The sequence below is a fragment of the Humibacillus sp. DSM 29435 genome (assembly GCF_001758225.1).
Taxonomy (GTDB): Bacteria; Actinomycetota; Actinomycetes; order Actinomycetales; family Dermatophilaceae; genus DSM-29435.
Map to the genome: position 1 here is coordinate 44,015 of NZ_MAST01000015.1, position 24,964 is coordinate 68,978.

At 71.0% G+C, this 24,964-nt stretch carries 23 protein-coding genes, 1 pseudogene and 1 riboswitch; of the genes and pseudogenes, 9 read left to right on the top strand and 15 right to left on the bottom strand.

What is annotated here, in order from left to right; translation table 11 throughout:
• The first annotated feature begins 136 nt into the window (after positions 1-136).
• Positions 137-1,768, top strand: coding sequence for a serine/threonine-protein kinase (locus tag BA895_RS12040; RefSeq protein WP_175442303.1), 1,632 nt, complete (start codon positions 137-139; stop codon positions 1,766-1,768).
• Here BA895_RS12040 and BA895_RS12045 read toward each other — a convergent pair.
• The 3 genes from BA895_RS12045 to lpdA form a co-directional block, all read right to left on the bottom strand.
• Positions 1,746-2,654 (bottom strand): TIGR01777 family oxidoreductase, encoded by a 909-nt coding sequence (locus BA895_RS12045; RefSeq protein ID WP_070192151.1) that lies wholly within the window; start codon positions 2,652-2,654, stop codon positions 1,746-1,748. The genes BA895_RS12040 and BA895_RS12045 overlap by 23 nt on opposite strands.
• Positions 2,655-2,716: 62 nt before the next feature.
• Positions 2,717-4,576: a 2-oxoglutarate dehydrogenase, E2 component, dihydrolipoamide succinyltransferase gene (sucB, locus tag BA895_RS12050; protein WP_070192152.1), complete on the bottom strand. Its 1,860-nt coding sequence runs from the start codon at positions 4,574-4,576 to the stop codon at positions 2,717-2,719.
• Positions 4,577-4,607: 31 nt separating this feature from the next.
• On the bottom strand, positions 4,608-5,987 hold the full coding sequence (gene lpdA / locus BA895_RS12055; protein ID WP_070192153.1) for a dihydrolipoyl dehydrogenase: 1,380 nt from the start codon (positions 5,985-5,987) through the stop codon (positions 4,608-4,610).
• Positions 5,988-6,144: 157 nt separating this feature from the next.
• On the opposite strand from lpdA, the gene BA895_RS12060 reads away from it, so the two are divergent.
• Positions 6,145-6,504 (top strand): hypothetical protein, encoded by a 360-nt coding sequence (locus tag BA895_RS12060; protein WP_070192154.1) that lies wholly within the window; start codon positions 6,145-6,147, stop codon positions 6,502-6,504.
• A gap of 142 nt (positions 6,505-6,646) precedes the next feature.
• Entirely contained in the window at positions 6,647-6,838 is a 192-nt protein-coding gene (locus tag BA895_RS12065) for a DUF5302 domain-containing protein (protein ID WP_070192155.1), read from the top strand.
• Positions 6,839-6,956: 118 nt separating this feature from the next.
• Here BA895_RS12065 and BA895_RS12070 read toward each other — a convergent pair whose 3' ends face one another.
• Entirely contained in the window at positions 6,957-8,435 is a 1,479-nt protein-coding gene (locus tag BA895_RS12070) for a leucyl aminopeptidase (RefSeq protein WP_070192156.1), read from the bottom strand.
• A gap of 140 nt (positions 8,436-8,575) precedes the next feature.
• Here BA895_RS12070 and gcvT point away from each other — a divergent pair, with 140 nt between their 5' ends.
• A complete protein-coding gene (gene gcvT / locus BA895_RS12075; protein ID WP_070192157.1) occupies positions 8,576-9,682 on the top strand; it encodes a glycine cleavage system aminomethyltransferase GcvT in 1,107 nt (368 codons plus the stop codon).
• 225 nt (positions 9,683-9,907) lie between these two features.
• Here gcvT and BA895_RS12080 read toward each other — a convergent pair whose 3' ends face one another.
• From BA895_RS12080 to BA895_RS12105, 6 genes are read right to left on the bottom strand one after another with little or no spacing between them, the layout of a single operon-like run.
• Positions 9,908-10,708, bottom strand: coding sequence for an adenosylcobinamide-GDP ribazoletransferase (locus tag BA895_RS12080; protein ID WP_070192181.1), 801 nt, complete (start codon positions 10,706-10,708; stop codon positions 9,908-9,910).
• The gene (locus tag BA895_RS12085) at positions 10,701-11,294 is read right to left on the bottom strand and encodes a bifunctional adenosylcobinamide kinase/adenosylcobinamide-phosphate guanylyltransferase (RefSeq protein WP_070192158.1); all 594 of its coding nucleotides are present in this window, start codon (positions 11,292-11,294) and stop codon (positions 10,701-10,703) included. Before BA895_RS12085 ends, BA895_RS12080 begins: the two co-directional genes overlap by 8 nt.
• A complete protein-coding gene (locus tag BA895_RS12090) occupies positions 11,291-12,172 on the bottom strand; it encodes an ECF transporter S component (RefSeq protein ID WP_070192159.1) in 882 nt (293 codons plus the stop codon). Before BA895_RS12090 ends, BA895_RS12085 begins: the two co-directional genes overlap by 4 nt.
• On the bottom strand, positions 12,169-13,791 hold the full coding sequence (locus tag BA895_RS12095; RefSeq protein WP_070192160.1) for an ABC transporter ATP-binding protein: 1,623 nt from the start codon (positions 13,789-13,791) through the stop codon (positions 12,169-12,171). The genes BA895_RS12090 and BA895_RS12095 overlap by 4 nt, the downstream gene beginning before the upstream one ends.
• Positions 13,788-14,864, bottom strand: a complete 1,077-nt coding sequence (locus tag BA895_RS12100) for an energy-coupling factor transporter transmembrane component T (protein WP_070192161.1) — start codon at positions 14,862-14,864, stop codon at positions 13,788-13,790. The genes BA895_RS12095 and BA895_RS12100 overlap by 4 nt, the downstream gene beginning before the upstream one ends.
• Positions 14,865-14,900: 36 nt before the next feature.
• Complete coding sequence (locus tag BA895_RS12105; RefSeq protein WP_083283274.1) at positions 14,901-15,752, bottom strand: SCO2322 family protein; 852 nt, start codon at positions 15,750-15,752, stop codon at positions 14,901-14,903.
• A gap of 87 nt (positions 15,753-15,839) precedes the next feature.
• Positions 15,840-15,975: riboswitch (cobalamin riboswitch) on the bottom strand.
• A gap of 64 nt (positions 15,976-16,039) precedes the next feature.
• On the opposite strand from BA895_RS12105, the gene BA895_RS12110 reads away from it, so the two are divergent.
• The 4 genes from BA895_RS12110 (at position 16,040) to BA895_RS12125 (ending at position 20,013) form a co-directional block, all read left to right on the top strand.
• Positions 16,040-16,255 carry a hypothetical protein gene (locus BA895_RS12110; protein WP_070192163.1) on the top strand — a complete coding sequence of 72 codons (216 nt, stop codon included), beginning with the start codon at positions 16,040-16,042 and terminating at the stop codon, positions 16,253-16,255.
• Entirely contained in the window at positions 16,252-17,649 is a 1,398-nt protein-coding gene (locus tag BA895_RS12115; protein ID WP_254666445.1) for a serine hydrolase, read from the top strand. The genes BA895_RS12110 and BA895_RS12115 overlap by 4 nt, the downstream gene beginning before the upstream one ends.
• A gap of 144 nt (positions 17,650-17,793) precedes the next feature.
• Positions 17,794-19,671 (top strand): GMC family oxidoreductase, encoded by a 1,878-nt coding sequence (locus BA895_RS12120; RefSeq protein WP_139142623.1) that lies wholly within the window; start codon positions 17,794-17,796, stop codon positions 19,669-19,671.
• Between the two features lie 132 nt (positions 19,672-19,803).
• The gene (locus tag BA895_RS12125; RefSeq protein WP_139142624.1) at positions 19,804-20,013 is read left to right on the top strand and encodes an AbgT family transporter; all 210 of its coding nucleotides are present in this window, start codon (positions 19,804-19,806) and stop codon (positions 20,011-20,013) included.
• Positions 20,014-20,073: 60 nt separating this feature from the next.
• On the opposite strand, the gene BA895_RS12130 is transcribed toward BA895_RS12125, so the two are convergent.
• Positions 20,074-20,649, bottom strand: coding sequence for a DUF3043 domain-containing protein (locus tag BA895_RS12130; protein WP_070192166.1), 576 nt, complete (start codon positions 20,647-20,649; stop codon positions 20,074-20,076).
• Between the two features lie 106 nt (positions 20,650-20,755).
• Positions 20,756-21,313 (bottom strand): protein-L-isoaspartate O-methyltransferase, encoded by a 558-nt coding sequence (locus BA895_RS12135; protein WP_070192167.1) that lies wholly within the window; start codon positions 21,311-21,313, stop codon positions 20,756-20,758.
• A 120-nt stretch (positions 21,314-21,433) separates the two neighbouring features.
• Between BA895_RS12135 and BA895_RS12140 the strand changes: the two genes are divergently transcribed.
• Positions 21,434-22,801 carry a dipeptidase gene (locus BA895_RS12140; protein WP_070192168.1) on the top strand — a complete coding sequence of 456 codons (1,368 nt, stop codon included), beginning with the start codon at positions 21,434-21,436 and terminating at the stop codon, positions 22,799-22,801.
• A gap of 365 nt (positions 22,802-23,166) precedes the next feature.
• On the opposite strand, the gene BA895_RS12145 is transcribed toward BA895_RS12140, so the two are convergent.
• From BA895_RS12145 to nadA, 3 genes and pseudogenes are all read right to left on the bottom strand, one after another.
• Entirely contained in the window at positions 23,167-23,553 is a 387-nt protein-coding gene (locus BA895_RS12145) for a hypothetical protein (RefSeq protein ID WP_070192169.1), read from the bottom strand.
• Between the two features lie 11 nt (positions 23,554-23,564).
• Positions 23,565-23,678, bottom strand: a pseudogene (locus BA895_RS24910) (metallophosphoesterase); the annotation flags it as partial.
• Between the two features lie 27 nt (positions 23,679-23,705).
• Positions 23,706-24,908, bottom strand: a complete 1,203-nt coding sequence (gene nadA / locus BA895_RS12150; RefSeq protein WP_070192170.1) for a quinolinate synthase NadA — start codon at positions 24,906-24,908, stop codon at positions 23,706-23,708.
• Positions 24,909-24,964: the final 56 nt, after the last annotated feature.

Here is a 24,964-nt window from a genome sequence, read left to right on the forward strand (position 1 = left end):
CCGCGGGTGTGGTCGGCCCCCGCTGCCTTCACCGCCGATCACGCTGGTAACTCCGGTCATTCCGGTCGAGTCGGTCGCGCCGTTGCCCTGTGGATGGCGCGAACGCGAGCGCCGACGACCTGGGCACCATGGGGGTGTGAGCCAACCGACCCGACCGGCACGAGAGCCCGCTCCGGAGCCTCCCGTGGTGCCCGGGCATCGTCTCGAGGCCGTCATCGGCTCCGGCGGTTCGAGCGTCGTCTGGTCAGGCCGTGACGCGACGGGCCGAGCCGTCGCCATCAAGGTGCCGCACGCCCGCCTCGACCCCGTGGCTCTTGAGCAGGCAAGCACCGAGCGGCACGTGCTGATGGCCGTCGAGCACGACCATCTGGTAGGTCTTCGCGATGTCGTTCCGCTCACCGACGGACGTATCGCGCTCGTCTTCGACCTGGTGAGCGGGGCTTCGCTGTCGAGCATCGTCGGTCGTCGAGGGCACCTTCGTCCGGGGGAGGTGGTCACGGTGCTCACACCGCTCTGTCACGCCGTGACGGCCCTGCACTCTGCGGGCGGGGTTCACGCCGACATCTCCGCCGGCAACGTCATGATCTCCGAGAGGGGGGTGCCGCAGCTGCTCGACCTGGGCGCGGCCCAGGTCATCGCCACGGCCTCCGGAGCGGTCTACGGCACCGCCGGCTTCATCGCTCCCGAGGTGCGGCGGGGCGGTCTACCTGATGCCCGCAGCGACGTCTTCGCGCTGGGCGCGCTGGCCTGGTTCTGCTCCACGGGCAACGGAGCGCCCGACACCGACCAGCGACTCGACCCCGAGATCGTGAGCAGCCACGTGGGCCACGAGCTGGCGACCGTCGTCGCAGCGTGCATCGACCCCGACCCGGCTCGCCGACCCGACGCCGCTGCGCTTGCACGCCTCTTCTACGACGCCACCCGGGCTGACCCGATCGAGGTGGTGGTGGGCGGTGACGACGCAGCTGCCCTGACCCACCGGCTGCGCGTGCAGGCAGCCGACGACCCGCCCACCGCTGTCGCCACGCCGAGCCGGTGGAGGCGCATCCTTCGTCGCTCGCGTGCGTGGTCGCCCGGCGCTGCGGTGGAGGCCGTCGGTGTCGACAGTCGATCGGGCGCTGCGGCGCCCGTCATCGAGCGTGAACCCTCGAGCGGTGCCACCAGTCAGCCCTCTCGCGCAGTGCCGCTGACTCTGGCGCTCGGCGCAGTTGTGGTCTTCGCAGGCGCCGCAGCTGTCTGGGCCGTGTCGGCCGGCAGCACGGCATCGAGCTCGGCTCCGACCGTGACCGCTACGTCCTCGGCCATCCGTCTGGCGGCCCCCACCACCGCACCGTCGGTGGACGTCCGCATCGACCGACAGGCGCCCGCGACGAGCGGCAGGGCGCTCGTCGCGGCCCTGTCCACGACCCGCGCCGAGGCCCTCACCCGGCAGAACCGCGCCGGGCTGGCTCAGGTGCATCGCACCCAGTCGCCCTCGTGGGTGGCCGACGAGAAGCTCATCGACACCTTGTCGGCCCAGCACGTGCGCTGGGAGTCGCTTCGTCCGTCCGTCGAGTCGGCGCGGCTCATCGAGACGGTAGGAACCCACGCCGTCGTGCGGGCCAAGGTCAGGTGGGCTCCCTACGAGGTCGTCACCTCTGACGGTGCGCGGCAGCAGCGATCAGCCGACCCCGGCCGAACCCTCGACTTCTCGTTGGTGTGGCTACCACAGGGTTGGCGGCTCGAGTCACTCAGCGATCCGAAGCTCAGTGCTTCACGAGCCAGGTGACCCCGGCAGCGAGGTCAGGGTGCTCGAAGGTGAACCCACTGGCGGTGAGCGCTACGGGGTGCATGCGTTGGCTGGCCAGCGCCGAGTCGGCGAACTCACCGATGGCCACCCGGATGGCGAAGCGCGGGGCGGGCAGGATCGCCGGGCGTGAGAGGGCCTGCCCGAGGGCGGTCGCCACCTCCTTCTGTCGGGCCTCGCCGGGCGCAGACAGGTTGAAGGGCCCGGCCAGGTCGGGGTGGTCGATCAGGTGAACGATGGCGCGAACCTCGTCGACCAACGTGATCCAGGGGAACCACTGCTTTCCCGACCCCAGCGGCCCTCCCAGCCCGAGCCGGGCCAGACGCAGGATCGGCTCGAAGGCGCCACCACGTCGGCTCATCACCAGGCCGGTGCGGACCAGCGCCACGTCGAGCCCGGCGTCGCGGGCCGGGTCGGCCGCCGCCTCCCACCTCGTCACGACGCCAGCGAGGAAGTCGTCGCCGGCCGGGCTCGACTCGGTGAGCACCTCGTCGCCTCGGTCACCGTAGAAGCCGACGGCCGAGCCGCTCACGAGACGAATGCGACGCCCGGTGCTCGACAGATGCTGGGCGAGCGCTCGCGAGACGGTGTCGGTCGCGTCGACGCGAGACTGCTCGACCGCCTTCTTGTGCTCCTCAGTCCAGCGCTTGTCGCCGATCCCCACGCCTCCGAGGTTGACGAGCGCGTCGACGCCCTCGAGCGCTGTCGGCTCGAGCAGCCCCTGGGCCGGGTCCCACTCTCGCTCGTCAGCCGCTTCGGTCGGACGTCGAACGAGACGCACGAGGCTGTCACCTCGTGCGACGAGGTGACGACAGAGCGCGTCGCCGATCAGTCCAGTGGAACCGGTCACGGCGACGCGCTTGCCCATGGTTGAACCTCATCTGGTGGAACGGTGTCGAGCAGGAAACAGCAGCGCCCTGAGGCTCTCGGTCAGAGACCGAGCGAGGCCTCGAACTGACCCTCTTCGAGGCGAGCCTTCATCGTGCCGAGGAACCGAGCGGCATCCGCCCCGTCGACGATGCGGTGGTCGTACGACAACGCGAGATACATCATCGAACGCACCGCGATCGTCTCGCCGCCGTCGGCGTCAGCGACCACCACCGGCCGCTTGACGATCGCCCCCGTTCCGAGGATGGCCACCTGCGGCTGGTTGATGATCGGGGTGTCGAAGAGCGCACCGACGCTGCCGGTGTTGGTGATGGTGAAGGTGCCACCGGCCAGGTCGTCGGGCGTGATCTTGTTGCTGCGGGTACGGGCCGCCACGTCAGAGATCGCGCGGGCCAGTCCGGCGATGTTGAGGTCACCGGCGTTCTTGACCACCGGAACGATGAGCCCCTTCGGGGTGTCGACCGCGATCGAGAGGTTCTCGCTGCCGTGGTAGACGATCTCCTCTCCGTCGAGACTCGCGTTCAGGCTCGGGTGGGCCTTGAGGGCCTCCGTCGTGGCCAGGGCCAGGAACGGCAAGAAGCTGAGCTTGGTGCCCTCCCGCGCCTCGAAGTCGGCCTTGGCGCGGGCCCTCAGGCGAGCCACCCTGGTCAGGTCGACCTCGACGACCGTGGTCAGCTGGGCCGAGACCTGGAGCGACTCGACCATCCGGGTCGCGATCACCTTGCGCAGTCGCGACATCTTCTCGCGGGTGCCGCGCTTGGCCGAGACCTGGGGTGCCGCGGCCGCGGGTCGTGCCGGAGCGGCGCTCTCCTGCTTGGCCTGCGCAGTCGCCGGTGCTGCGGGCTCCGGGGCGGGCTCGGGCGTCTTGGCCGCCTCAGCGGCATCGAGCACGTCCTGCTTGCGGATGCGGCCACCGACACCGGTGCCCTTGAGGGCGCCGAGGTCGACACCGTGCTGAGTCGCGAGCTTGCGCACGAGCGGCGTGACGTAGGCCGCTGAGTCGTTGGATGACGACTCAGACGATGACCCAGACGAGGATGCCGGCTCGGGCGCGGTCGGCGCCACGCCCGTCTTCTCCGCCTGCGACTCCGGCTGGCCGGTTGCGGCATCGGTCGCCTTCTCCGGCGCTGCCTGGGCGGGTGCTTCCTCGGCTGCCTTCTCCGGGGCCTTCGCGGCGGGTGCGGCCTGCGGCTCAGGCGCCTTCTCCGGCTCAGGCTCGGCGGCCGGGGCCGCCTCGGCGGCACTGCCGCCGATGATGGCCAGGGCGCCGCCCACCTCGACGGTCTCGTCTTCGGCCGCGATGATCTTCGTCAGCTTGCCGGCCACCGGGGAGGGGATCTCGGTGTCGACCTTGTCGGTCGAGACCTCCAGGAGGGGCTCGTCAAGCTCGACGTCGTCACCTTCGGCCTTGAGCCAGCGCGTCACGGTTCCCTCTGTGACCGACTCCCCGAGGGCGGGCATCGTCACCGTCTCGCCCTCGGAGCCACCAGACTCACTGGAGTCGCCCTTGGGGGCAGCGGCCGGTGCCTGCTCGGTCTTGCTCTCGGTCTCTGGTTCGCTCGTTCCGACCTCGGGCTCGGCCTCGGTGCTGGGCGCCTCGGCCGGTGTGTCGGCGGCACTCTCGTCAGCACCGTCGGACGATGAACCACTGCCTTCTGGGGCCGCGCCGTCACCGATGACGGCGAGGTCGGCTCCGACCGGCACCGTGTCGTCCTCCTGGGCCAGAATCTCCTGAAGGGTGCCGGCGACCGGCGAGGGAATCTCGGTGTCGACCTTGTCGGTCGAGACTTCGAGCAGCGGCTCGTCGACCTCGACCTGATCACCGACGTTCTTCAGCCAGCGGGTTACGGTCCCTTCGGTGACTGACTCACCCAGGGCCGGCATGGTCACGCGTTCTGACATGTCGTGTTCTCTCCTCTTCCGAGTTTCTGGCTCAAGCGTGTGCGTGCAGGGGCTTCCCGGCCAAGGCCAGGTGGGCCTCTCCGAGCGCCTCGTTCTGGGTGGGGTGGGCATGGACCAGGCCAGCGACGTCTTCGGGATGAGCCTCCCAGTTCACGATGAGCTGCGCCTCCCCGATCTGCTCACCCATTCGGGCCCCGATCAGGTGGACGCCGACGACCGGGCCGCCCGTGGCGCGAACGAGCTTGACGAAGCCCTGGGTGCCGAGGATCTGTGACTTGCCGTTGCCTCCGAGGTTGTACTCGTAGGTCTCGACGTCGCCGTACCTGTCGCGAGCCTGACTTTCGGTCAGGCCGACGCTGGCGACCTCGGGGTCGCAGTAGGTGACGCGGGGGATCCCCGACTCGTCGATGACGGCTGGTTCGAGACCCGCGATCTGCTCGGCGACGAAGATGCCCTGGGCGAAGCCGCGGTGGGCGAGCTGAAGGCCCGGAACGATGTCGCCGACGGCGTAGACACCGGCGACGTTCGTGCGCAGCCGTTCGTCGGTGGGCACGAAGCCGCGATCGATGTTGACACCCGCCTGCTCGAAGCCCAGGCCCTCGGTGACCGGCCCGCGCCCGACGGCGACGAGCAACAGATCGGCCTCGATGGTCTCGCCGGTTTCGAGCGACACGGTCACGACGCCTGCGTGCTGGGTGGCGCCGGCGAAGCGCGCTCCGGTCTTGACCGTGATCTTCCGTTTGTGGAAAGCCCGCTCGAGCTGCTTGCTCAGCGCCTCGTCCTCGGCGGCCACCAGCCGCGGCAGCGCTTCGACCACCGTGACGGCGGAGCCGAAGCTCTTGAACACGGAAGCGAACTCGACCCCGATGACGCCGCCACCGAGCACGACCACCCGCTGCGGAACCTCCTCGAGTCGCAGGGCCTGCTCACTCGTCATGACCCGGCCCCCGATCTCGAGGCCGGGAAGGGTACGCGGGTAGCTGCCCGTGGCGAGCACGACGTTGCGACCGGTGATGCGACGCTCGCCCACGACGACGGTGGTAGGGCCGTCGAGCCGGCCGGCGCCCTCGACGAAGTCGATCTTCGCGGCCTTGACCAAGCCCTGGAGGCCCTTGTAGAGCCGGGCGACGACGGAGTCCTTGTAGCGGTTGACGCCCGGCATGTCGACGCCCTCGAGCCGGGTGTGCACGCCGAAGCTCGCGCCCTCGCGGGCCACGTCAGCCACCTCGGCGGCGTGGAGCAGCGCCTTGGTCGGGATGCACCCCACGTGCAGGCAGGTCCCGCCCAGCTTGCCCTTCTCGACGAGAGCCACCGACAACCCGAGCTCGGCCGACCGCAGTGCACAGGCATAGCCACCCGAGCCCCCACCGAGGATGACGACGTCATAGTCGTCAGCGGCACCAGCCGGCATGTGATGGAGCTCCTTCGGGCGTTGGCGAGGTAACGGGCGACAGCAAGAGCATCTTGTCATTGATCGTGGTCGACGTCACAAGCAGACCGGTCCGTTTGCTGCGCGCCTCTTTCACCTGTTGTCCCGGTGCCATGGTCTGGGCACGTAAAGTGCCGCCATGGGTTTGTTCTCTCGTGGCAAGGGTCGCGGCTCGACAGCGGGCCTCGGAAAGGCGGCGTTGCGCTCTGACGGCCCTCAGATGGAGATCGACCGGAAGGCCGTGGTCGAGCACTTCACGACGTTCGTCGAGACCCACCGCGGGGTCGAGGCCTACGTCGAGCCCGCCACCAGCGTGACCACCACGACTATCGTGCTCATCGCCTGGGACGGCGAGTGGACCCGTCGTGCCGTCGGTACGCCGAAGGACGCGTTCTCGCTCAGCCAGAAGCTGGGAGTGCCGGCCTACGACGTCAACCAGACGGGTTACCCGAACCGGATGCGCGAGTGGAACTCCCGCAAGCGCAAGGGTGACGCGTGAGTCGAGGCCGCTCGAAACGTGGCACAGCGGCATCCCGGCACAGGCCTGAACACCGATAAGTCCGTGGCACGTACGCCTCCGGGCTGCGATGGTGAGAGGGTCGAGACCCACACCGAACGTTTCAGCAGCAGGAGGTAGGCAGATGCCCAAGCAGGATGACGGGGCGAACGCGCCGAGCGAAGAGATGAAGGCGAAGTTCCGCGCAGCCCTCGACAAGAAGCACTCGCACGGGGGCAAGGACGTCTCTTCCGACGACACCGAACGCTCCAAGGTGCACGGCTCGCACGGGCCCGCGAAGGCGCAGCAGATGTTCCGGCGCAAGTCCGGCGGCTGAGCGACTCCTGATCCGCCGAGAGGGCAGCTCGTGCTGTGAAGCGTCGCCGTCGGGCCACGCTCACCGACACGGACTGCCCTCTCGGCGTCATGAGTCATGGGGTCACGGGGTCATGGCGTCACACGTAGGACTCGGCCAGCCCCACGAGGGTGCGCACCCCGAAACCGGTGCCGCCCTTGGGTGAGTAGCCGGTGGCGCCCTTGTCGTTGAACGCCGGTCCGGCGATGTCGATGTGGCTCCAGGGGATGCCCTTGCCGACGAACTCGCTCAGGAAGATGCCGGCGGTGAGCATGCCGCCCTCGGAGCCGCCCTTGTGGGCCAGGTCGGCGTTGATCGAGTCGAGGGCAGAGCGCAGTTCCTTGGGCAACGGCATCGGCCACATCGCCTCACCGACGGTGGCCGAGGCGTCGACCACTCGGCTGCGCAGCGCGTCGTCGTTGGCCATCACGGCAGCCGTGTTGGCCAGGGCGATCACCTGGGCTCCGGTGAGGGTGGCGATGTCGATGATGGCATCGGGAGCCGACTCGCTCGCCAGGGCGATGCAGTCGCCGAGCACCATGCGGCCCTCGGCATCGGTGTTGAGCACCTCGACCGTGGTGCCGCCGCGCATCGTCACGACATCACTCGGGCGCTGAGCCGTCGAGCTCGGCATGTTCTCGGCCAGGCCCAGGTAGCCGGTCACGGCCACGGGAAGACCGAGCTCGGCCACGGCGAGTACCGCAGCAGCCACAGCGGCGGCACCGGCCATGTCGCACTTCATCGTGAGCATCCCGCCGGCCGGCTTGATGCAGAGGCCGCCCGAGTCGAAGGTGATTCCCTTGCCCACGAACGCGATCGTGGCCTTCGGTCGCGAAGGGGCGTAGGAGAGAACGGCGATGCGGGGCTCGTTCGCCGAACCCTGGCCGACGCCCACGGTGCCACCGAAGCCGCCCGCGCGCAGCGCCTTCATGTCGTAGCTCTTGAGCTTGACCTTGGTGCCCTTGGTCTTCTCGGCCAGCGAGTCGACGAACGTCTCGGGGTAGAGCAGGTTCGGAGCGAGGTTCACCAGGTCACGGCAGTAGGCCACGGCGGAACCGAGCGCCGCTGCGCGCTTGACCGCCTTGCGGGATGCCGCATCCCCCGGGCCGACGAGGACGACGGCGTCGACGGCATCCTGGTTGGTGGTGCCCGCCTTCGACACCGCGTAGGCGCCGAGGGCCACCCCCTCCGCGGTCGCCGCGACGATCTCGGCCGTGGTTCCCGGCACGACCACAGTGGCCTTCTTCTTCTTGCTCAACGACCGGATCGCCGTGCCGACGCCCTGACGGATGTTCTCGAGGTCGTCGCTGCCCGAGCCCAGGTCGCCGATCCCGGCCAGCACCACGACCTTGCTCGCCACCGAGGGGACTGCGGCCACGACGGTCACCTCGCCGACCTTCCCGCCGAGCTCGAGATCAGCGATGACCGACGTGAGGTGAGTGACGATCTTGCGCGAGAGGTCGTGCCCCGGCGCAAGGGCGGCACCGTTCGTGCCGGCGGAGTCAGACACCAGCGCGATGACGAGCGCGTCACCCGGGGCGTCGGCCGCCGAGCGGGTCGAGAGAGTCAGGTTGACCACGAAGAGGCTCCTTGGTTGCGGTGCGATCGGGAGCGCTCCATGTGGGCGCCCCACTCTTGGCCGGGGGTGGCGGCGCTCGATGGTATCGACCAGACAGGCATGGCGCTCTGGTGAATGGCCGGCGCGGTAGGTTGGCGGCCATGACGACACCGACGTCGGGGAAGACCTCTCCGCTTCACGACCGCCACACCGCCCTGGGCGCCAAGATGGCCGACTTCGGTGGGTGGGACATGCCGATCGAGTATCCGGGTGGGGGTGTCGTCGCCGAGCACACGGCCGTTCGGGAGCGGGTGGGCATCTTCGACGTCAGCCACCTCGGCAAGGCCTCCGTCACCGGACCGGGCGCCGCCGACTTCGTCAACGCGTGCCTGACCAACGACGTGCGCCGCATCCAGCCCGGGTCGGCCCAGTACACCCTGTGCTGCGACGAGTCGGGAGGCGTGGTCGACGACCTCATCGTCTACCTCAAGAGCGACGAAGAGCTCTTCCTGATCCCGAACGCGGCCAACACGGCCGAGGTGGTGCGACGGCTGCAGGCGGCCGCGCCCGACGGCATCGAGGTGACCAACCAGCACGAGGACTACGGCGTCATCGCGGTGCAGGGGAGCCGCAGCGACGAGGTGCTCGAGACCCTCGGTCTGCCCACGGGTCACGACTACATGTCGTTCGTCGAGGCCGACTGGCAGGGCCGCCCGGTGATCGTCTGCCGAACCGGCTATACCGGCGAGCGCGGCTACGAGATCGTGCCCCGGTGGCACGACACCCCTGCTGTCTGGGACGCCCTCGTCGAGGCCATGGCCCCGTTCGACGGCAAACCGTGCGGGCTCGGCGCTCGCGACACGCTGCGCACCGAGATGGGCTACCCACTGCACGGCCAGGACCTCTCCCTCGACATCTCACCCGTTGAGGCTCGGGCGGGATGGGCCGTCGGCTGGAAGAAAGAGAGCTTCTGGGGCAAGGAGGCGCTCGTGGCGCAGAAGGCGGCCCCGACGCGGCTGATCCGGGGTCTGCGGGTCGACGGCCGCGGCATCCCACGGCCGCACTGCGCGGTCAGCGCCGACGGAGCCAACGTGGGTGAGGTGACGTCGGGCACGTTCTCGCCGACCCTCAAGCAGGGAATCGCCCTGGCCCTGCTGGCTCCCTCGGTTGCCGACGGTGCCACGGTCGAGATCGACGTGCGTGGACGCGCGGTCGCCGCAACGGTGGTCAAGCCGCCCTTCGTGCAGGTGCAGGTGCGCCAGCCGTAGGGGTCTCGAAAGCCGCCCCGCACCTGCCCTCCACCTGCCCGCCTCCCGACCCTTTCTGCGCGTCGCGCCGCGCGTCGCGCAGTTGGTGTCGAGGTTTCGACCCTTGATGCGCGTCGCGCCGCGCGTCGCGCAGTTGGTGCGGCCGGAGGCGGTGGGCGGGTCGCGGTCACGCATTCGGCGCTGCCGAACCAGGTGGTCGAACAGCGACCGTTGCCGCCAACCGGCTCAGGTGGAGACGAGGGCGAGGGCCAACGTGCCCACGACGAGGCTTGCCGCCAGGGCGATCTCCATCGACGCGCCGATCACGTCGCCCGTGATGCCGCCGAAACGGAGCACGCTGCGCCGGAGCACTGCCTCCGTCGCAGCGCAGGAGACGAGCACGACAGCGACGGATGCCGCTGCCGCAGGCAGGACCAGCCCCTGGGTCGAGCCCATCAGACCGGCGCCGAGTGCTGCGACCCCGACGACGCCTACGCCTACGCCCAGCAGCCGACCGGTCTGCACCGACCCTGCCACGGTGTGGCCCAGGCCCTCCGGACGGGCCGCGGGGATGCCGGTGCGCGCGCAGACCGCCGGCGCCAGCCGGCTTGCGACGAGAGCGGCCCCGGCGAGGGCCACCCCGACGGTCGACGGCATCAGCGCCGCGAGGGCCGCCGCCTGCACCAACAGGGTCAGCACCAGCGCGGCCGCACCCGCTGGGCCGGTGTCGCCTCGCCGCATCACCTCGAGGGCGCGGCCGCGGTCGTAGCTGGCCGTGAGCCCGTCTGCGGTGTCGGCCAGCCCGTCGAGGTGCATGGCTCGCGAGAGCAACGCCGTGCCGACCAGTGCCAGAGCGGCGCCGACTGCTGCGGGCAGCAGGCCGTGCACCACAAGGGCCGCCAAAGCCGCCCACACCACGAGCGCCGGAAGGGCAGTGACGGGCGCCAGCAGCATCGCGATCCCTGCGGTACGCGCATCGACGACCCGCGGAGGGGCCACGCGGATCACCGTCAAGGTGCCGAAGGCGAGTCGCCAACCGTCACGCATCGGGCGCGCCGCGGCGAGACCCGAGCGGAACCAACGCCGCACCGCTGAGGTCGAGCACGCGTCCGGCGACGACGAGATGCACGTGGTGCGCGATCGCTGAGACGGCGGCGTTGAGCAGGCCGAGCTGGTCCTGGAAGAAGCGGCCCGAGGCCGTGGTGGGCACCAGCGACCAGCCCACCTCGTTGCTCACCACCACGACCGGAACCTGGGCAGCGACCAGCGCGGAGGTCAGCGTGCGCACCCGGGTCGACAGCATGCGGTCGGCCGCCGGGAGGTCGTCCCAACCGATCTCGTCGACGACGGCGGTGAGCCAGGTGCCGAGGCAGTCGACCAGCACCGGGGTCGTGGCCTCCCTGACCGCCGCTTCCACCTCGTGCGTCTCGAGCGTCAGCCACCCTGGGGGGCGTCGCTCCTGGTGGAGCCGCACCCGGTGCGCCCACTCGGTGTCAACGGCATCCGTCTCGAAGGCGTCGTCAGCGGAAGGCCCCGTCGCGACGTACGTCACCTCGAGATGGCCCCGGAGCAGGCTCTCGGCGTGGCGGCTCTTGCCGCTGCGCACGGGGCCAGTGACGAGCGTGACACTCATCGCCCCACCACCTCGGGCGGCTTCGGTGCCCTGACCCGGGGGTCGTCCGGAAGGGCGGTGCGAAGGGGCGGTTGCTCGAAGGCCACCGGGGCGTCGAACGCGGCCCGACGCGCCGCCCGGCGGAAGACGCGAAGCAGGGCCGGGCCGGCCACGAGCACCAAGACCGCGTTCAGCACCCCACGCGGGAGGTCCCACCCGAGCGAGGTCGCCAGGTAGAACACGCCGTAGTGGTTGAGGTTCTCGGACACGGGGGCGCCGGGAACGAAGCCCATGCCGGTGGGGGCGTTGGCGCCGAGGAAGGGCCAGAACCAGAGGTTCATCAGCAGGCCGTAGCCGAGGCCGGTGAGCAGCGCGTAACCGGCCACGACCCAACGCTCGGCGCGGGCACCCGCGGCAACCGGCAGCAGGCCGGCCCCGAGGCCCACGGCTCCCGCGCAGATCATCTGGAAGGGCAGCCACGGACCCACCCCACCGGTGAGCAGGGCGCCGGTGGTGACGGCCAGCGAGCCCGAGACGAAGCCGACGCCCGGCCCGAGCACGCGACCGGCGACGATGACCACGAAGAACATCGGCTCGAGGCCCGCGGTGCCGGCGCTGAGCAGCCGCATCCCACCCCCGGCCGCGGCGGCCACGCCCAGCACGGCGATCGTCTTGGCGTCGAGCCGCCCGGACGTCAGCTCGGCCAGGCACACCAGGGCCAGCAGTGCGAGCAGCACCGCGAAGAACCAGGGGGCGTCGTTGCCGTGTGAGGTGGCGAACTCGGCCGAGACCACGAACGGCCAGACGAAGGCGAGCAGCCCGACCGTGCAGACGAGCGACACCGCCACCGCGGCCGGCCAGCGCAGCGGGATCGCCCGGCGGGTCGTGCCCGCTGTCATGCCGACCGCTCCAGGGCGGCGGCGACCTCGGCGACGGTCAGCCAGGTCTGCGGCAGCAGCACCTTGGTCACCTGGGGGGCGAAGGCGGGGGAGGAGGAGAGCACCTCACGGGCCGGCCCGTCGCTGACGATCTCGCCGTCGGCGAGGATGACGACCCGGTCGGCCACCTCAGCGCACAGCTCGACGTCGTGCGTGGCGATGACAACCGTCGTGCCCCGGGCGGCCAGCTCGGTGAGGGTGGCGCCGAGCCGCTGCTTGGCGCCGTAGTCGAGCCCCCTGGTCGGCTCGTCGAGCAGCAGCACCTCGGGGGCGCCGGCGAGGATCACCGACACGGCCAGCTCGAGACGCTGTCCCTCCGAGAGGTCACGGGGGTGCAGACCGCCGTCGATCGGCCCGGAGATGCGGGCCAGCATGCGCGCGGTCGTGCCTGGTTCGACCCCGAAGTCACGGTCTGCGTCGGCGCACTCGGCCTCGACCGAGTCGGCGTAGAGCAGCAGCTCGGGTTGCTGCGGCACGAGACCCACGACCGCGACCCGTTCACGGGCCCGGACGTCGTGGGGGTCGAGACCCCGGCGGCCGAGGCGCATGCTGCCGCTGGTGAGTGGATGCTGACCGGCGAGGGCCCCGAGCAGGGTCGACTTGCCGGCGCCGTTGCGTCCCATCAACGCGGTGACCGAACCCCGCGCCACCGTGAGGTCGAGGCCCTCGATCACGACGCGCGAACCGCGCCTGATGCGGGCGCCGCGGACCGTGACGGCATCCGCCGGGCCGATGCCGCGCAGGGGGGTGGTGGGGGCCCCACCCAGGTCGCCGAGGGTGGCTCGCAACGTGGCGGCGTGGCGGCGGGCGTCCCTGATCGAGAGGGGCGTGGGGGTCCATCCGGCGAGTCGTGAGAGCCCGACCACCGGGGGGAAGATCGTCGAGGTGGCCATGGCGGTGGCCGGGTCGAGCAGGCCCGAGGTTCGACCCTGCGACACGAGCACCACCCGGTCGGCGTGGTGCACGACCCGCTCGAGCCGGTGTTCGGCGAGCACCACCGTCACCCCCAGGTCGTGCACGATGCGCTGCAGCGAGGCCAGCACCTCCTCGGCCGCGACCGGGTCGAGGGCTGAGGTGGGCTCGTCGAGAACCAGCACCTTGGGGCCGGCCGCGAAGAGCGACGCGATCGCCACCCGCTGCTGCTGCCCACCCGACAGGGCCGACAGCGGACGCGACCGGAGGGGGGTCAGGCCGAACAGGTCGAGCGTCTCCTCGATACGGCGCCGGATCGTCGTCGGGTGCAGGCCCATCGTCTCCATCCCGTAAGCCACCTCGTCCTCGACGACGTCGGTGACGAACGTGGAGGTCGGGTTCTGGTCGACGAGACCCACCATGGTCGCGAGGTCGCGGGGTCGGTGCTCGGCCGTGTCGAGGCCGTCGACGACGACGCTGCCCGAGAGCGTGCCGCCGGTGAAGTGCGGCACCAGCCCGTTGATGGTGCGCAGGAGCGTGGACTTCCCACTGCCCGTGGGACCGACGACGAGCACAAGCTCACCCTCGGGGATCTCGAGGGTGACGTCACTCAGGGCCGGGGCGGGGGCGCCGGCGTACGTGACGCTCACCCGGTCGAAGACGATCATGCGTCGACCTGCCGCGGCCTCGGGGTGAAGAACGCGGGGGTCGCGGCGATCAGCATGGCGACCACGGCCACCAGCGGCACAGCCGGCAGCTCAGCGCGCTGCGTGGGCACGATGCCCTCCCATCCCCGTACCGAGCCGACGACCAGCACCGCCGCACTGAGGATGCCGGTAAGCACGGTGAGGGTCTCGGTCCACGCCCACTGTTCCCGGCGGTGACCCGAGCGGGAGTCGCGCGAGGCCCCGACGGCCAGACTGGCCGCCGCGAGCGCCGCGCCGACCACGAGCAAAGGCAGACCGAGCGCCCCGCCGGCGGAGGAGTCGAGCAGGCCGTAGAGACCCCCAAGCACTCCGAGCAGTCCGACGAGCGCCAGGGCCGAGGCGATCCGGCGGTCGCGCACCGTTGATCGCACGGCTCGCCCGTAGCCGCGCGACTCCATGGATGCCGCGAGGCCGAGCGAGCGCTCGAAGGCCGTCTCGAGCACCGGCACCGCGAGGCGGGAGATCTCGCGGATCCCGCGTCCCTCGTGCCCGCGCAGGGTGCGTGCCGACCGCACGGTGCGGGCGTCGGACAGCAGCTGCGGGGCAAAGGTGAGGCCCACCACGACGGCCGTGCCGACGTCGTAGAGGGTCGCCGGCAGATAGCGCAGCAACCGCCGGGGGCTCGCCAGGGCGTTGGCCGCCCCGAGACAGGTCAGGATCGCGGCGAGGCGAAGGCTGTCGTAGAGGGCGAAGAGCAGCGACTCGAGACTGACCGGGCCGCCGAGGCGCACCCCGCTCGCCCAGTCCGGCAGCGGCACCCTCGGCAGGCTGAACACCACGGTGGGGCCGTTGATGCCGTTGCCGAGCACGGCGGTCAGCACGACGCGGAAGGCGACGATGAACCCGCCGATGAGCAGGAACGGCACGAGCGGGTTCGGCGTGGCCGGGTCTCGACGCTCGGTGACGACGACGACGCACACCCCGATGACGAGGAGCAGCAGCACCGGGTTGGCCGTGCGTGAGGCCGCCGTGGCCAGACCCAGCCCCCACAGCCACCAGGCTGCCGGGTGTTGGAGCCTCTCACGCAGGTGCATGTGCCTCGGCCGTCACGTCTCGTGCATCGAGCCGGGTCAGGCGCTCGTCTTGCGCGCCGCGCGCGAGCGCACCACGAGGAAGACGACCAGGGCGATCAGGGCCAGGGCCGCGACGACGTAGGCGATCAACGTGCCGGTGTTCGACCCGCTCGTCGTGCTGGTCGCGACGGCCGACGCGCTCGGCTCGGGAGTTTTCGACCCGGTGCTGCTCGAACCGGTGCTGCTCGAACCGGTGCTGCTCGAACCGGTGGCGCTCGAAGGGCTGGTGCTCGGCACCGGCGTGGTCGCGCCCGGAGTGTTCGAGGCCGCTGCGGCCGGGAGCGCGAGTGTGACGGCGGTGTCTGGGGCCTTTGCCTCGGCGCTGACCTGCTTGACCTCTTCGCCGCAGCCGGCGGCAGGGTAGCCGCCGATCGCGCACAGCAGGCCCTTGTCCATCCGCAGGTCGCCGGCGGCGCGCAGCACGTCGGCGCTCGTCGCGTCGGTCGGGACCACGGCGCACACCGCCTTGGGGTCAGGTGGCGTGGCACCGTCGGCCGAGTCGGCGACCCGGCCGAAGTCGACCACGAGAGCGACGCGCTTGTTGCCGCCCTGGGCCGGGGTGGCTGCGCACACCTGCTCGAAGGTCACTGTGGCCCGGGGTAGGCGAGACGAGCTCTCGTCGCCGACGGCAAAGCGCCACCCCTCGACCGAGCCGTCCTTCGGGGTCGTCTGCTCAGGCCCCTTCTGGGCGAAGGCCCACTTCGCGTCGGTCTGCTGGTAGAAACCCCAGTAACGGTAGGCGGCGGCCTGGGCCGGGGCCACGGTGAGGGCGGCGAAGGCGGCAGCCAGCAGTAGGGCCAGGGCGATGCGCCAGGGCCCGCGATGAACGTTCGGCCGAACAGGTTTCACGGTTCCTCCTCGCGGGCGGGGCACCGTGGGTGGACGGCCGGGGCCGGAAACCTCCTGGTGTCTCCGGTCCGTATTCCACGACAGACTGACAATGGAGCCGACGGGCGCGGGTTTTCCGGCTGACCGCCCGGTTCTATTAGGCGGTGTCACGGTTGCGGGTCAGCGCCGGAGGTTCGCCGGCTTGCCCCATCGTCCATCGGGTACTCGCGAACCGTTGCACGCGTGTGGGGTGGCCGTCAAACCTCGGCGGCAAACGCTGCCGAGCCGGGCGAACTAGGGTGAGTCCCATGAGTGCGGACTGGACCTGGCTCTTTCTCGACGCCCACGGCAACCCAATGACGGATGCCGCTCTCGTGCAGAGCGGCTTCCCGACCCAGAGCGACGCCGAAAACTACCTCGGCGAGTCGTGGCGCGACCTGCTCACGGCCGGCGTGGAGGCGGTGACACTGCGCGAGAACGAGGTCGCCGTCTACGGGCCCATGAGCCTGCGGACTGCAGAGTGAGCACTGACGGCGTTCACACCGTTCCGACAGCGGCATCCGTGCCCCGACCCTCGGATGAGGCTCTGTCGGCCGGGGTGGTGCGCGATCTCGACTCTCGCCTCGTCGCCGCGCAGCGCGACTGGCGCTCACCGGGAGTCAGCGCCGGTGTCGTGCGCGACGGCCATCTCGTCTGGTCGGGCCACGTGGGCGCGGCTCGTCTCGATGACCCGCCGGCGCCCGCCGACGACGACACCCAGTTCATGATCGGCTCGGTCACCAAGACGTTCACGGCCCTGGTCGTCATGTCGTTGCGCGACGAAGGACGGCTCACGCTCGACGACACGCTGGGTGACCACCTGCGTGGCACGCGGCACGCGAAGGTCGTGCTGCGCCAGCTGCTCGCGCACGCCTCGGGCCTGCAGCGCGAACCGGTCGGGCACATCTGGGAGAGCCTCGTCGCTCCCGACCGCGACGCCTTCCTGGCCGGGGTCGAGCAGGCCGAGCAGGTGCTGCCCTCCCACCACGCGTTCCACTACTCCAACCTCGCCTACGGGCTGCTCGGCCAGGTGGTCGAGCACATCACCGGCCGAGACTGGAACGACCTGGTGCACGAACGAGTGCTGGGCCCGCTCGGCATGACCCGTACCGGCCTGACTCCCAGCGAAGACCGAGCCGTCGGCTACCAGGTCGACCCCTTCGCCGGTACGGCCACCGAGGAACCGCTCTTCACCCTCAACGCCACGGCGCCGCTCGGTGGGCTCTGGTCGACCGTGGCCGACATGGCGCGCTACGCCGCCTACGTGGCCCGGCCCGACGACCGCGTCGTTCGCCCCGAGACGGTCGAGGAGATGTGCCGGCCGATCATCATGACCGACGTGGAGGCCTGGACAGGCGGCTACGGTCTCGGCTTCGGCATGGGCCGGCGGGGAGACCGGGTCTACGTCGGGCACGGGGGAGCGATGCCGGGCTTCCTCACGGGGCTGCGCGTGCGCCGCTCCGACGGGGTGGGGGCGATCGTCTTCGCCAACTGCTCGTCGGGGGCGCTCTCGGTCGGGCTCGCGACCGACCTCGTCGAGGCGGTCGTCGACGCCGAGCCGACGATGCCCACGCCATGGAGGCCCGAGGTGCCTTCGGCCGACCTCGCCCCGCTGCTCGGGCAATGGTGGTCTGAGGGGTCGCCCATCGCCTTCTTCGTGCGCGGCGGGAGGCTCTGGTCGCGCCTGGCCGAGAACGACCCGGCATCCGAGACCTGCTACGCCGCCGAAGGGCCGGACCGGTTCCGTGCCGTCGAGGGTCGCGAGCGCGGCGAGCTGCTCGAGGTGGTGCGGGGGCCGGGTGGCGAGCTCGAAAAGCTCTATTTTGCAACGTATGCCGTCACCCGCGACCCGCTGGCCTTCGCCGACCTTCAGAGCTGACTGAGTTCCGGCGATCGGTCCCCTTCCGGTCGGTCGCGTGCGGTGGTAGACACCTGATAGGGCCCCACTTGGTGCCCGACGCCGTCGTTCGTGGCACCTCGGGGGAGCCTTCGCCAGCGCGACCCGATCAGAGAGGTGGCGTCGATGAGTGACGCAGCCCGTTCGTCAGCCCAGTCGTCAGCATCAGCCGAGATGGCGGCCTTCGATGTCATCGTGGTCGGGGGTGGGTCGGCGGGCGCCGTCATCGCCGCTCGCCTCACCGAGGACCCCATGATGCGTGTCGCGCTCGTGGAAGCAGGAGGCACGCCCCCCGACCGCGCGCTGATGCCGGCCGCGGTCGCGTCGCTGCAGCTCGACCCCGACGTCGACTGGATGTACACCGGTGACCCGGGCGGCGCCGGCAAGGGTCTCACCGACGGCCGGATGATGGTGCCCAGAGGCAAGATGCTCGGCGGCTCGTCGGGCCTGAACTACATGGCCTACGTGCGCGGTCACCCCGGCGACTTCGACGGCTGGGAGGCCGGGGGCGCCAAGGGCTGGTCGTACGACGACGTGCTGCCGTACTTCGTCAAGAGCGAGGACCTCGCGCCGCCCGACCCGCCCGAAGGGGTCGTCATCGACGAGGAGGCGCACGGCGAAGGTGGGCCACTGGGGGTCTCGGTGCGCGCACCCCGCACCGTCGCGGCCGAGCAGTTCGTCGCGGCGGCGCAGGCCTCCGGCATCCCGATGGGTGACTACAACGGGCGTGACCGCGGCGGGCCAACCGGCTGTGCATCGCTCTTCCAGACGACCACCCGTGAGGGCAAGCGCAGCTCGACCTACCACGCGTTCCTCGAGCCGGTGATGGAGCGGGCGAACCTCACCGTCATCACCCACGCCCAGGTCGAGCGCGTGCTCCTGGAGACGAGCGGTGCGGGGCTGCGCGCCACCGGCGTGCGCTACCGCGACGCAGAGGGCAACGCGGTCACGCTGCGGGCCGAGCGGGAGGTCGTGCTCAGTGCCGGAGCCATCGGCTCCCCGCAGGTGCTGCTGCTCTCGGGCATCGGCCCCCGTGACGAGCTGGCCGCAGTCGGCGTCGAGTGCCTGCTCGACAACCCCCACGTGGGCAAGCACCTCAAGGACCACCTCCACGTGCCGCTCGCCTTCCCCGCCCCGGGGGTGGCGCTGACGATGACCGAGATCGCCATCTCGCTCGGCCCGGACGCCCTCCGGGCCCCGGCCGGGCCGCTGCCCGCCGACCCGGCCGACGACGCGAACCTCCCGCCCGAGCTCGAGGCGCTGCGCGCCGAGGCGGAGCGCCGGGTGACCGAGTGGGCCACCACCGGGCAGGGCCTGGCCTCCTCGTCGCTGTACGACGCGGTGGCCTTCTTCTCCACGGGCCTCGGTGACCTGCACACTCACGACGCGCAGATCGGGCTGCTCGCCTGTGGCTACACGCCTGACATCTGGCGGCACCTGTTCCGCGTCGACCCCGCCGACTACTTCGCCGATCCGGATGCCGCCCTGTCTCCCGACGCCGAGACCATCGTGGTGCTGCCCAACCCGGTGCAACCGCACTCGGAGGGCGAGGTGTGCCTGGTGAGCGCCGACGTCGCCGACGCCCCCCGCATCGACCTCAACTATTTGACCGACCCGCACGACGCCACCGTGATGGTCGCGGTCATGCGTCGCGCCCTCGACATCGTCGGCCACTGGCCGGGGCAAGGTGTCGGGTCGCTGCTGGTGCCGCCGGCCCTGGCCGAGGCGCATGGACACACGACGGGCGCTGAGCCTTCAGATGCGCTGCTGGAGGACCTGGCCCGGCACTACGCCCTCACCGTCTACCACGAGACGTCGACGTGCCGGATGGGCAGCGTCGTCGATGCCGAGCTGCGGGTGCTCGGCGTGGGCGGGTTGCGGGTCGCCGATGCCAGCGTCATGCCAACCGTGGTGAGCGGTAACACGAACGCGGCGACCATCATGATCGGGGAGCGGGCGGCCGACCTCATCGCCGCCGACGGGGCGGTGACGCCCTCACGGTGAAGGGGTGCTGCCCCCGGCGGGGAGGTCGCCGGGGGCGGCAGCGCGCCTCATGAGCGGGGCCGTCGCGGACCCCAAGGGCGAGGCGATACGGGTCCGTTCGAGGGCGCCGGCCCGGGCCGGGCCCTCGGCTGGATCGAACGGGCTGGCAACCGGGTGCCACACCCCGCCATCATCTTCCTGGCGCTCATCGTCATCGTCATCGTGCTGTCGGCAGTCACGGCGGCCTTCGACGTCACGGTGACCACCGAGGTCGCCGTGCCGAAGGACACGACGGTCTCGCAGGACCACACCGACGCCGGATCGACGTATCCCTCGACCACCCAGCCTGATCCGGAGGCGTAGCCATCAGCACCGGCGCCCCGCCCGTTGGCGACGGTGGACGCGATCTGGGTGAGCGGTGGCTCAGCGCGGGGCTTCTCCACGCGCGACCTGCGGCTTCGGCATCCGGGTACGGCGCATCTGGAACGCCCGCATGATCGCGTAGAACGCCTCACCCTTCTGGGGCGGACCGAGCTTCGCCTCGAGCTTCTTGCGGGTGCGCCGCCACATCAGCACCGAGTCGAGGATCGACACGGCGATCAGGCCGTAGACGAGGGCGAAGACGAGCAGCAGCGCCCAGCTGGTCTTGACGAAGCTGAGCAGCAGCACGAGCAGCATGATCGGCAGCAGGAACTCGCCGATGTTCCACCGTGCGTCGACGCTGTCGCGGATGAACCGGCGGCGCGGCCCCTTGTCGCGGGCGGCGAGGTAACGCTCATCGCCCGACATCATCCCGGCGCGCTGTTTGGCCTGCGCCTCGCGGCGGGCGACCTTGTCGGTCTTGCCTGCGGCCTTGCGGTCGGTGACGATGAGCGGCCGCTTGTTGGCCGCCTCCTGGTCGCGGCGCTTGGGCGTCGGCCGGTTCTTGGCGCCGGGGCGCTCGTCGAGGGCCTCGCTGGTGGCCAGCTCTTCGTTGAGGGTCTTCTTGCGTCCGAACACGAGGCCACTCTAGGCGGTATCGGTTCGAGCCCTCGCATCCCCAGGCGCGGGCCGGGGCGGCGCCCGAGGATGCCGGGCGACCGGGGGAGCCGAGGTCGCCGCTCACTCAGCGAAGCGGCACGAACCGGTAGTGGCCGTGGTGCGTCGTCGTGAGGGCCTGGCCTTGACGCACGGCCAAGGTCATGGTGCCCCGCACAGGAACGACCAGACGTCCGTCGTCGGCGAGCAGCTCGACGAGTGGCTGCGGCAGCTGACGCGCCTCCGCCGAGACGAGGATTCGGTCGTAAGGGCCATCGCCCGGGGTGCCGAGCACCCCGGGCACCGCGGGGGAGATGGACGCCCACGGCATTCCGGTCGACGCGAGGTTCTGGGCGCCCCAACGGGCGAGCTCGGGCTCGAGCTCGAGTCCGACCACGATCCCGGTCGGCCCTGTCAGGTGCGCGAGCAGGGCGGTCGACCATCCCGATCCGGCGCCGATGTCGAGCACGTGGTCGCCGGTTCGCACCTCGAGCAGACGCAGCATGGCCGCCACGGTGCGGGGCTGTGAGTTGGTCTGCCCCCTGCCGATCGCGATGGGGCCGTCGTAGTCGGCCCGGTCGACATCGGCTCGGGGCAGGAACAGCGCCCGTGGCACGGCCTGGAACGCCGCATCGACTGCGTCCATGGCTCGAGTCAACCACCTGCCGGATGCCGGCTGCCGAATCCCGCACGCCATCCCGCACGCCATCCCGCACGTCGGCCCTGCTGGATGGCCCACCCGGACCCCGCTGGATATGGTCGGGCCATGACCGACGACGTGCTCACCCCTGACCAGCTCGACAGCATCCGCGACCGTGTTCGGGCCCTGATGCCCCAGGTGCGTGCCGACCTCGAAGCACTGACGCGCATCCCGAGCGTCTCCGCGAGCAGCTTCGACCAGAGCGAGGTGACGCGCAGCGCCGAGGCCGTGGCCGCCCTGCTGCGGGCCGAGGGGCTCGACGTCGAGATCGTCGTCGAGGGCGGACGCCCGGCGGTGATCGGCCACGTCGACGGACCGGAGGGCGCGCCGACGGTGACGCTCTACGCCCACCACGACGTGCAGCCGCCCGGCGACGAGGCCGACTGGGACACGCCGCCGTTCGAGCCGACCGAGCGTGATGGGCGGCTCTACGGCCGCGGCGCGGCCGACGACAAGGCCGGCGTGATGGCCCACGTCGCGGCCCTCCGGGCGCACTCGGGAGATCTGCCGGTCGGGCTGACCATCTTCGTCGAGGGCGAGGAGGAGTCGGGGTCACCCTCGCTGGAGACGATCCTGGCCAAGCACGGCGACCGGCTCGCCGCCGACGCCATCGTCATCGCCGACTCGACCAACTGGGCGGTCGGGTCACCGGCACTGACCACGACGCTGCGGGGCGGGGTGCGTGTCGTCGTGACCGTGCGCACGCTCGACCACGCGATCCATTCCGGCATGTACGGCGGCGTCGCGGTCGACGCGGTCACCGCGCTGGTGCGGCTGCTCTCGACCCTGCACGACGAGCAGGGGGCCGTGGCCGTGACCGGGCTCGACGAGAGTGTGGCGGCCGACCTCGACTACGACGAGGCACGCTTCCGCGAGGAGTCGGGGCTGCTCGACGAAACCCAGCTCATCGGCACCGGGTCGATCCTGTCGCGGCTCTGGACCAAGCCGTCGATCACGACCATCGGTATCGACGCCACGTCCATCGACAAGGCCTCCAACACGCTCGCGGCGAAGGCGGCCGCGAAGATCTCTATGCGGCTCGCGCCCACGCAAGACCCGGCCGCCGCCTTCGAGCGCCTCAAGGAGCACCTCGAGAGCCACGCCCCATGGGGGGCACGCGTCGAGGTGAGCCTCGAGGAGAGCGGGTCCGGCTTTGCGGCCCACGCCGACGGGCCGGCCTACGACCAGGCCCGCGCCTCGTTCGCCGACGCGTGGGGAACCGACCCGGTCGACATCGGCGTGGGCGGGTCGATCCCGTTCATCTCGAGCTTTGTCGAGCGCTTCCCGGATGCCGCCATCATCGTCACCGGGGTCGAGGACCCCGACACCCGGGCCCACGGCGCCAACGAGTCGCTGCACCTGGGCGAGTTCGAGAAGGTCTGCACCGCCGAGGCCATCTTCCTGGCCCGGATGGGCGCCCTGCACACGCCCTGAGCCCCCTCCATTCACCGCGAACGACTCGTTCGAGAGCGAACGCGCCGGTATGCCAGCACGTTCGCTCACCAACCCGCCGTTCGCTCACCAACCCGCCGCTCGGTCACCAACCCGCCGTCCGGTCACCAACCCGGCCTCCGCCCGCGAACGACTCGTTCGGGGGCGAACGCGCCGGTATGCCAGCGAGTTCGCTCATGAACCCGCCGTTCGGTCACCAACCCGCCGTTCGGTCACCAACCCGCCGTTCGGTCACCAACCCGGCGTCCACCCGCGAACGACTCGTTCGAGGGGCTGATGGGGCCAGAGAGGTGCTTCCCGGTTCTGTGAGAGCCGCGCGCTGGAGCGGGCGTGGTGGCAGAAGCCACCTACGACGGCAGGGCGGTGGCTCCTCGGTAGAGCTGGTCGCGCAGCTCGAGAGCGTAGGCGTCGGCATCCGGTATCCCCAGGTCTCGAGCCGCCGCGATCTCGGCCTCGACGTCGAAGGGCACCCGCACGAAGGTGATCAACACCGGCGGGCCGGTCGGGGCGCCTGTGTCGCCCTCGAGGATGGCGTCGGGAGCGTCGGGAGCGTCGGGAGCGTCGGGAGCGTCGGGAGCATCGGGAGCATCGAGGGGATTGCCGACCGAGCCGGCGCTGAACAGGGTCCGGCCGTGGTCGACCTCGAGGTAGACGCCGTGAATGTCGCCGTAGCCGACGACGAGCGGTTGCCGCGCACCGTCAGCTCGCAGCGACGGCGGCAGAGGTCGATGCACTCGGACCCGCGCGGGCCCTTCCCGATGACGTCACCGAGGTTGAACACCCGGGTGATGCCTCGGGCGTCGATGTCGGCGAGCACCGCCTCGAGGGTCGTGAGGTTGCCGTGGACGTCGGAGATCACGGCCAGGCGTTCGGGCGCGGGGGAGCGTCAGTCCTTGTGGGTCGTGCCGGGCAGCGCCAGCATCCGGTCGAGGGCGGTGCGGGCCTGCTCGGCCACCGTGGCGTCGACCCGGATCGGGTTGACGACCCGGCCCTCGACGAGCGACTCGAGGGCCCACACGAGGTGCGGGAGGTCGATGCGGTTCATCGTGGAGCAGTAGCAGACGTTCTTCTCCAGGAACGAGACTCGCTGGTTCGGGAACATCCGCCCCAGGCGTTGCACGAGGTTCAGCTCGGTGCCGACGACCCACGCGGTGCCGTCGGGGGCGGCCGCGATCGTCTGGATGATCTTCTCGGTCGAGCCCACCTCGTCGGCCAGCTCGACGACCTCGTTGCGGCACTCGGGGTGCACGATCACCTTCACGCCGGGGATCTCGCGCCGCGCGGCCTCGACGGCCTCCACCGAGAACCGGCCGTGCACGGAGCAGTGCCCACGCCAGAGGATCATCCGGGCGTTCCCGATCTCGGATGCCGTGAGCCCACCGTTCGGGCGGTGCGGGTCCCACACGACGCAGTCGCTCAGCGAGAGACCGAGCTCGCGCACCGCCGTGTTGCGACCGAGGTGCTGGTCGGGCAGGAAGAGCACCTTGCCGGTGCCGGCGACTCCGCCGACCTGCTCGAAGGCCCAGTCGAGGGCGGTGCGTGCGTTCGAGCTGGTGCAGATGGTGCCGTGGTGCCGGCCGGTGAACGCCTTGATGGCGGCCGAGGAGTTCATGTAAGTGACGGGCACCGTCTGGTCGGCGACCCCGGCGGCCTCCAGCTGCTCCCAACAGTCCTCGACCTGAGCGATGGCGGCCATGTCGGCCATCGAGCAGCCGGCGGCGAGGTCGGGCAGGATGACCGTCTGCTCGTCGCTGGTCAGGATGTCGGCCGACTCGGCCATGAAGTGCACACCGCAGAACACGATGTAGGGCGCGTCGGGGCGCGCAGCGGCCTCACGGGCCAGCTTGAAGGAGTCGCCGGTCACGTCGGCGAACTCGATGACCTCGTCGCGCTGGTAGTGGTGGCCGAGCACGAAGACGGAGTCGCCGAGCGCCGCCTTGGCCGCGCGGGCCCGGGCCACCAGGCCGGGGTCGGAGGGGGCCGGAAGGTCGCCCGGGCACTCGACGCCACGCTCGGTGTGCAGGTCGGTGCCCTGCCCGAGCACCAGCAGGGGGAGCGGGGCGGGTGCCGAGGCCGTGTCGGTCGTCATGCCCAGATCGTATGCCGCTCACCCCCGTGAGCGGGCCCCGCCGGCTCACTCGCACC

Bases quoted from the DNA above. Each gene is read 5' to 3' on its own strand.
- BA895_RS12110 (WP_070192163.1), top strand. From the start codon at position 16,040: ATGAGTGCGGACTGGACCTGGCTCTTTCTCGACGCCCACGGCAACCCA.
- BA895_RS12065 (WP_070192155.1), top strand. From the start codon at position 6,647: ATGCCCAAGCAGGATGACGGGGCGAACGCGCCGAGCGAAGAGATGAAG.
- BA895_RS12135 (WP_070192167.1), bottom strand. From the start codon at position 21,313: ATGGACGCAGTCGATGCGGCGTTCCAGGCCGTGCCACGGGCGCTGTTC.
- BA895_RS12085 (WP_070192158.1), bottom strand. From the start codon at position 11,294: ATGAGTGTCACGCTCGTCACTGGCCCCGTGCGCAGCGGCAAGAGCCGC.
- BA895_RS12100 (WP_070192161.1), bottom strand. From the start codon at position 14,864: ATGCACCTGCGTGAGAGGCTCCAACACCCGGCAGCCTGGTGGCTGTGG.
- BA895_RS12090 (WP_070192159.1), bottom strand. From the start codon at position 12,172: ATGACAGCGGGCACGACCCGCCGGGCGATCCCGCTGCGCTGGCCGGCC.
- BA895_RS12060 (WP_070192154.1), top strand. From the start codon at position 6,145: ATGGGTTTGTTCTCTCGTGGCAAGGGTCGCGGCTCGACAGCGGGCCTC.
- gcvT (WP_070192157.1), top strand. From the start codon at position 8,576: ATGACGACACCGACGTCGGGGAAGACCTCTCCGCTTCACGACCGCCAC.
- lpdA (WP_070192153.1), bottom strand. From the start codon at position 5,987: ATGCCGGCTGGTGCCGCTGACGACTATGACGTCGTCATCCTCGGTGGG.
- BA895_RS12045 (WP_070192151.1), bottom strand. From the start codon at position 2,654: ATGGGCAAGCGCGTCGCCGTGACCGGTTCCACTGGACTGATCGGCGAC.
- nadA (WP_070192170.1), bottom strand. From the start codon at position 24,908: ATGACGACCGACACGGCCTCGGCACCCGCCCCGCTCCCCCTGCTGGTG.
- BA895_RS12120 (WP_139142623.1), top strand. From the start codon at position 17,794: ATGAGTGACGCAGCCCGTTCGTCAGCCCAGTCGTCAGCATCAGCCGAG.
- BA895_RS12095 (WP_070192160.1), bottom strand. From the start codon at position 13,791: ATGATCGTCTTCGACCGGGTGAGCGTCACGTACGCCGGCGCCCCCGCC.
- BA895_RS12080 (WP_070192181.1), bottom strand. From the start codon at position 10,708: ATGCGTGACGGTTGGCGACTCGCCTTCGGCACCTTGACGGTGATCCGC.
- sucB (WP_070192152.1), bottom strand. From the start codon at position 4,576: ATGTCAGAACGCGTGACCATGCCGGCCCTGGGTGAGTCAGTCACCGAA.
- BA895_RS12140 (WP_070192168.1), top strand. From the start codon at position 21,434: ATGACCGACGACGTGCTCACCCCTGACCAGCTCGACAGCATCCGCGAC.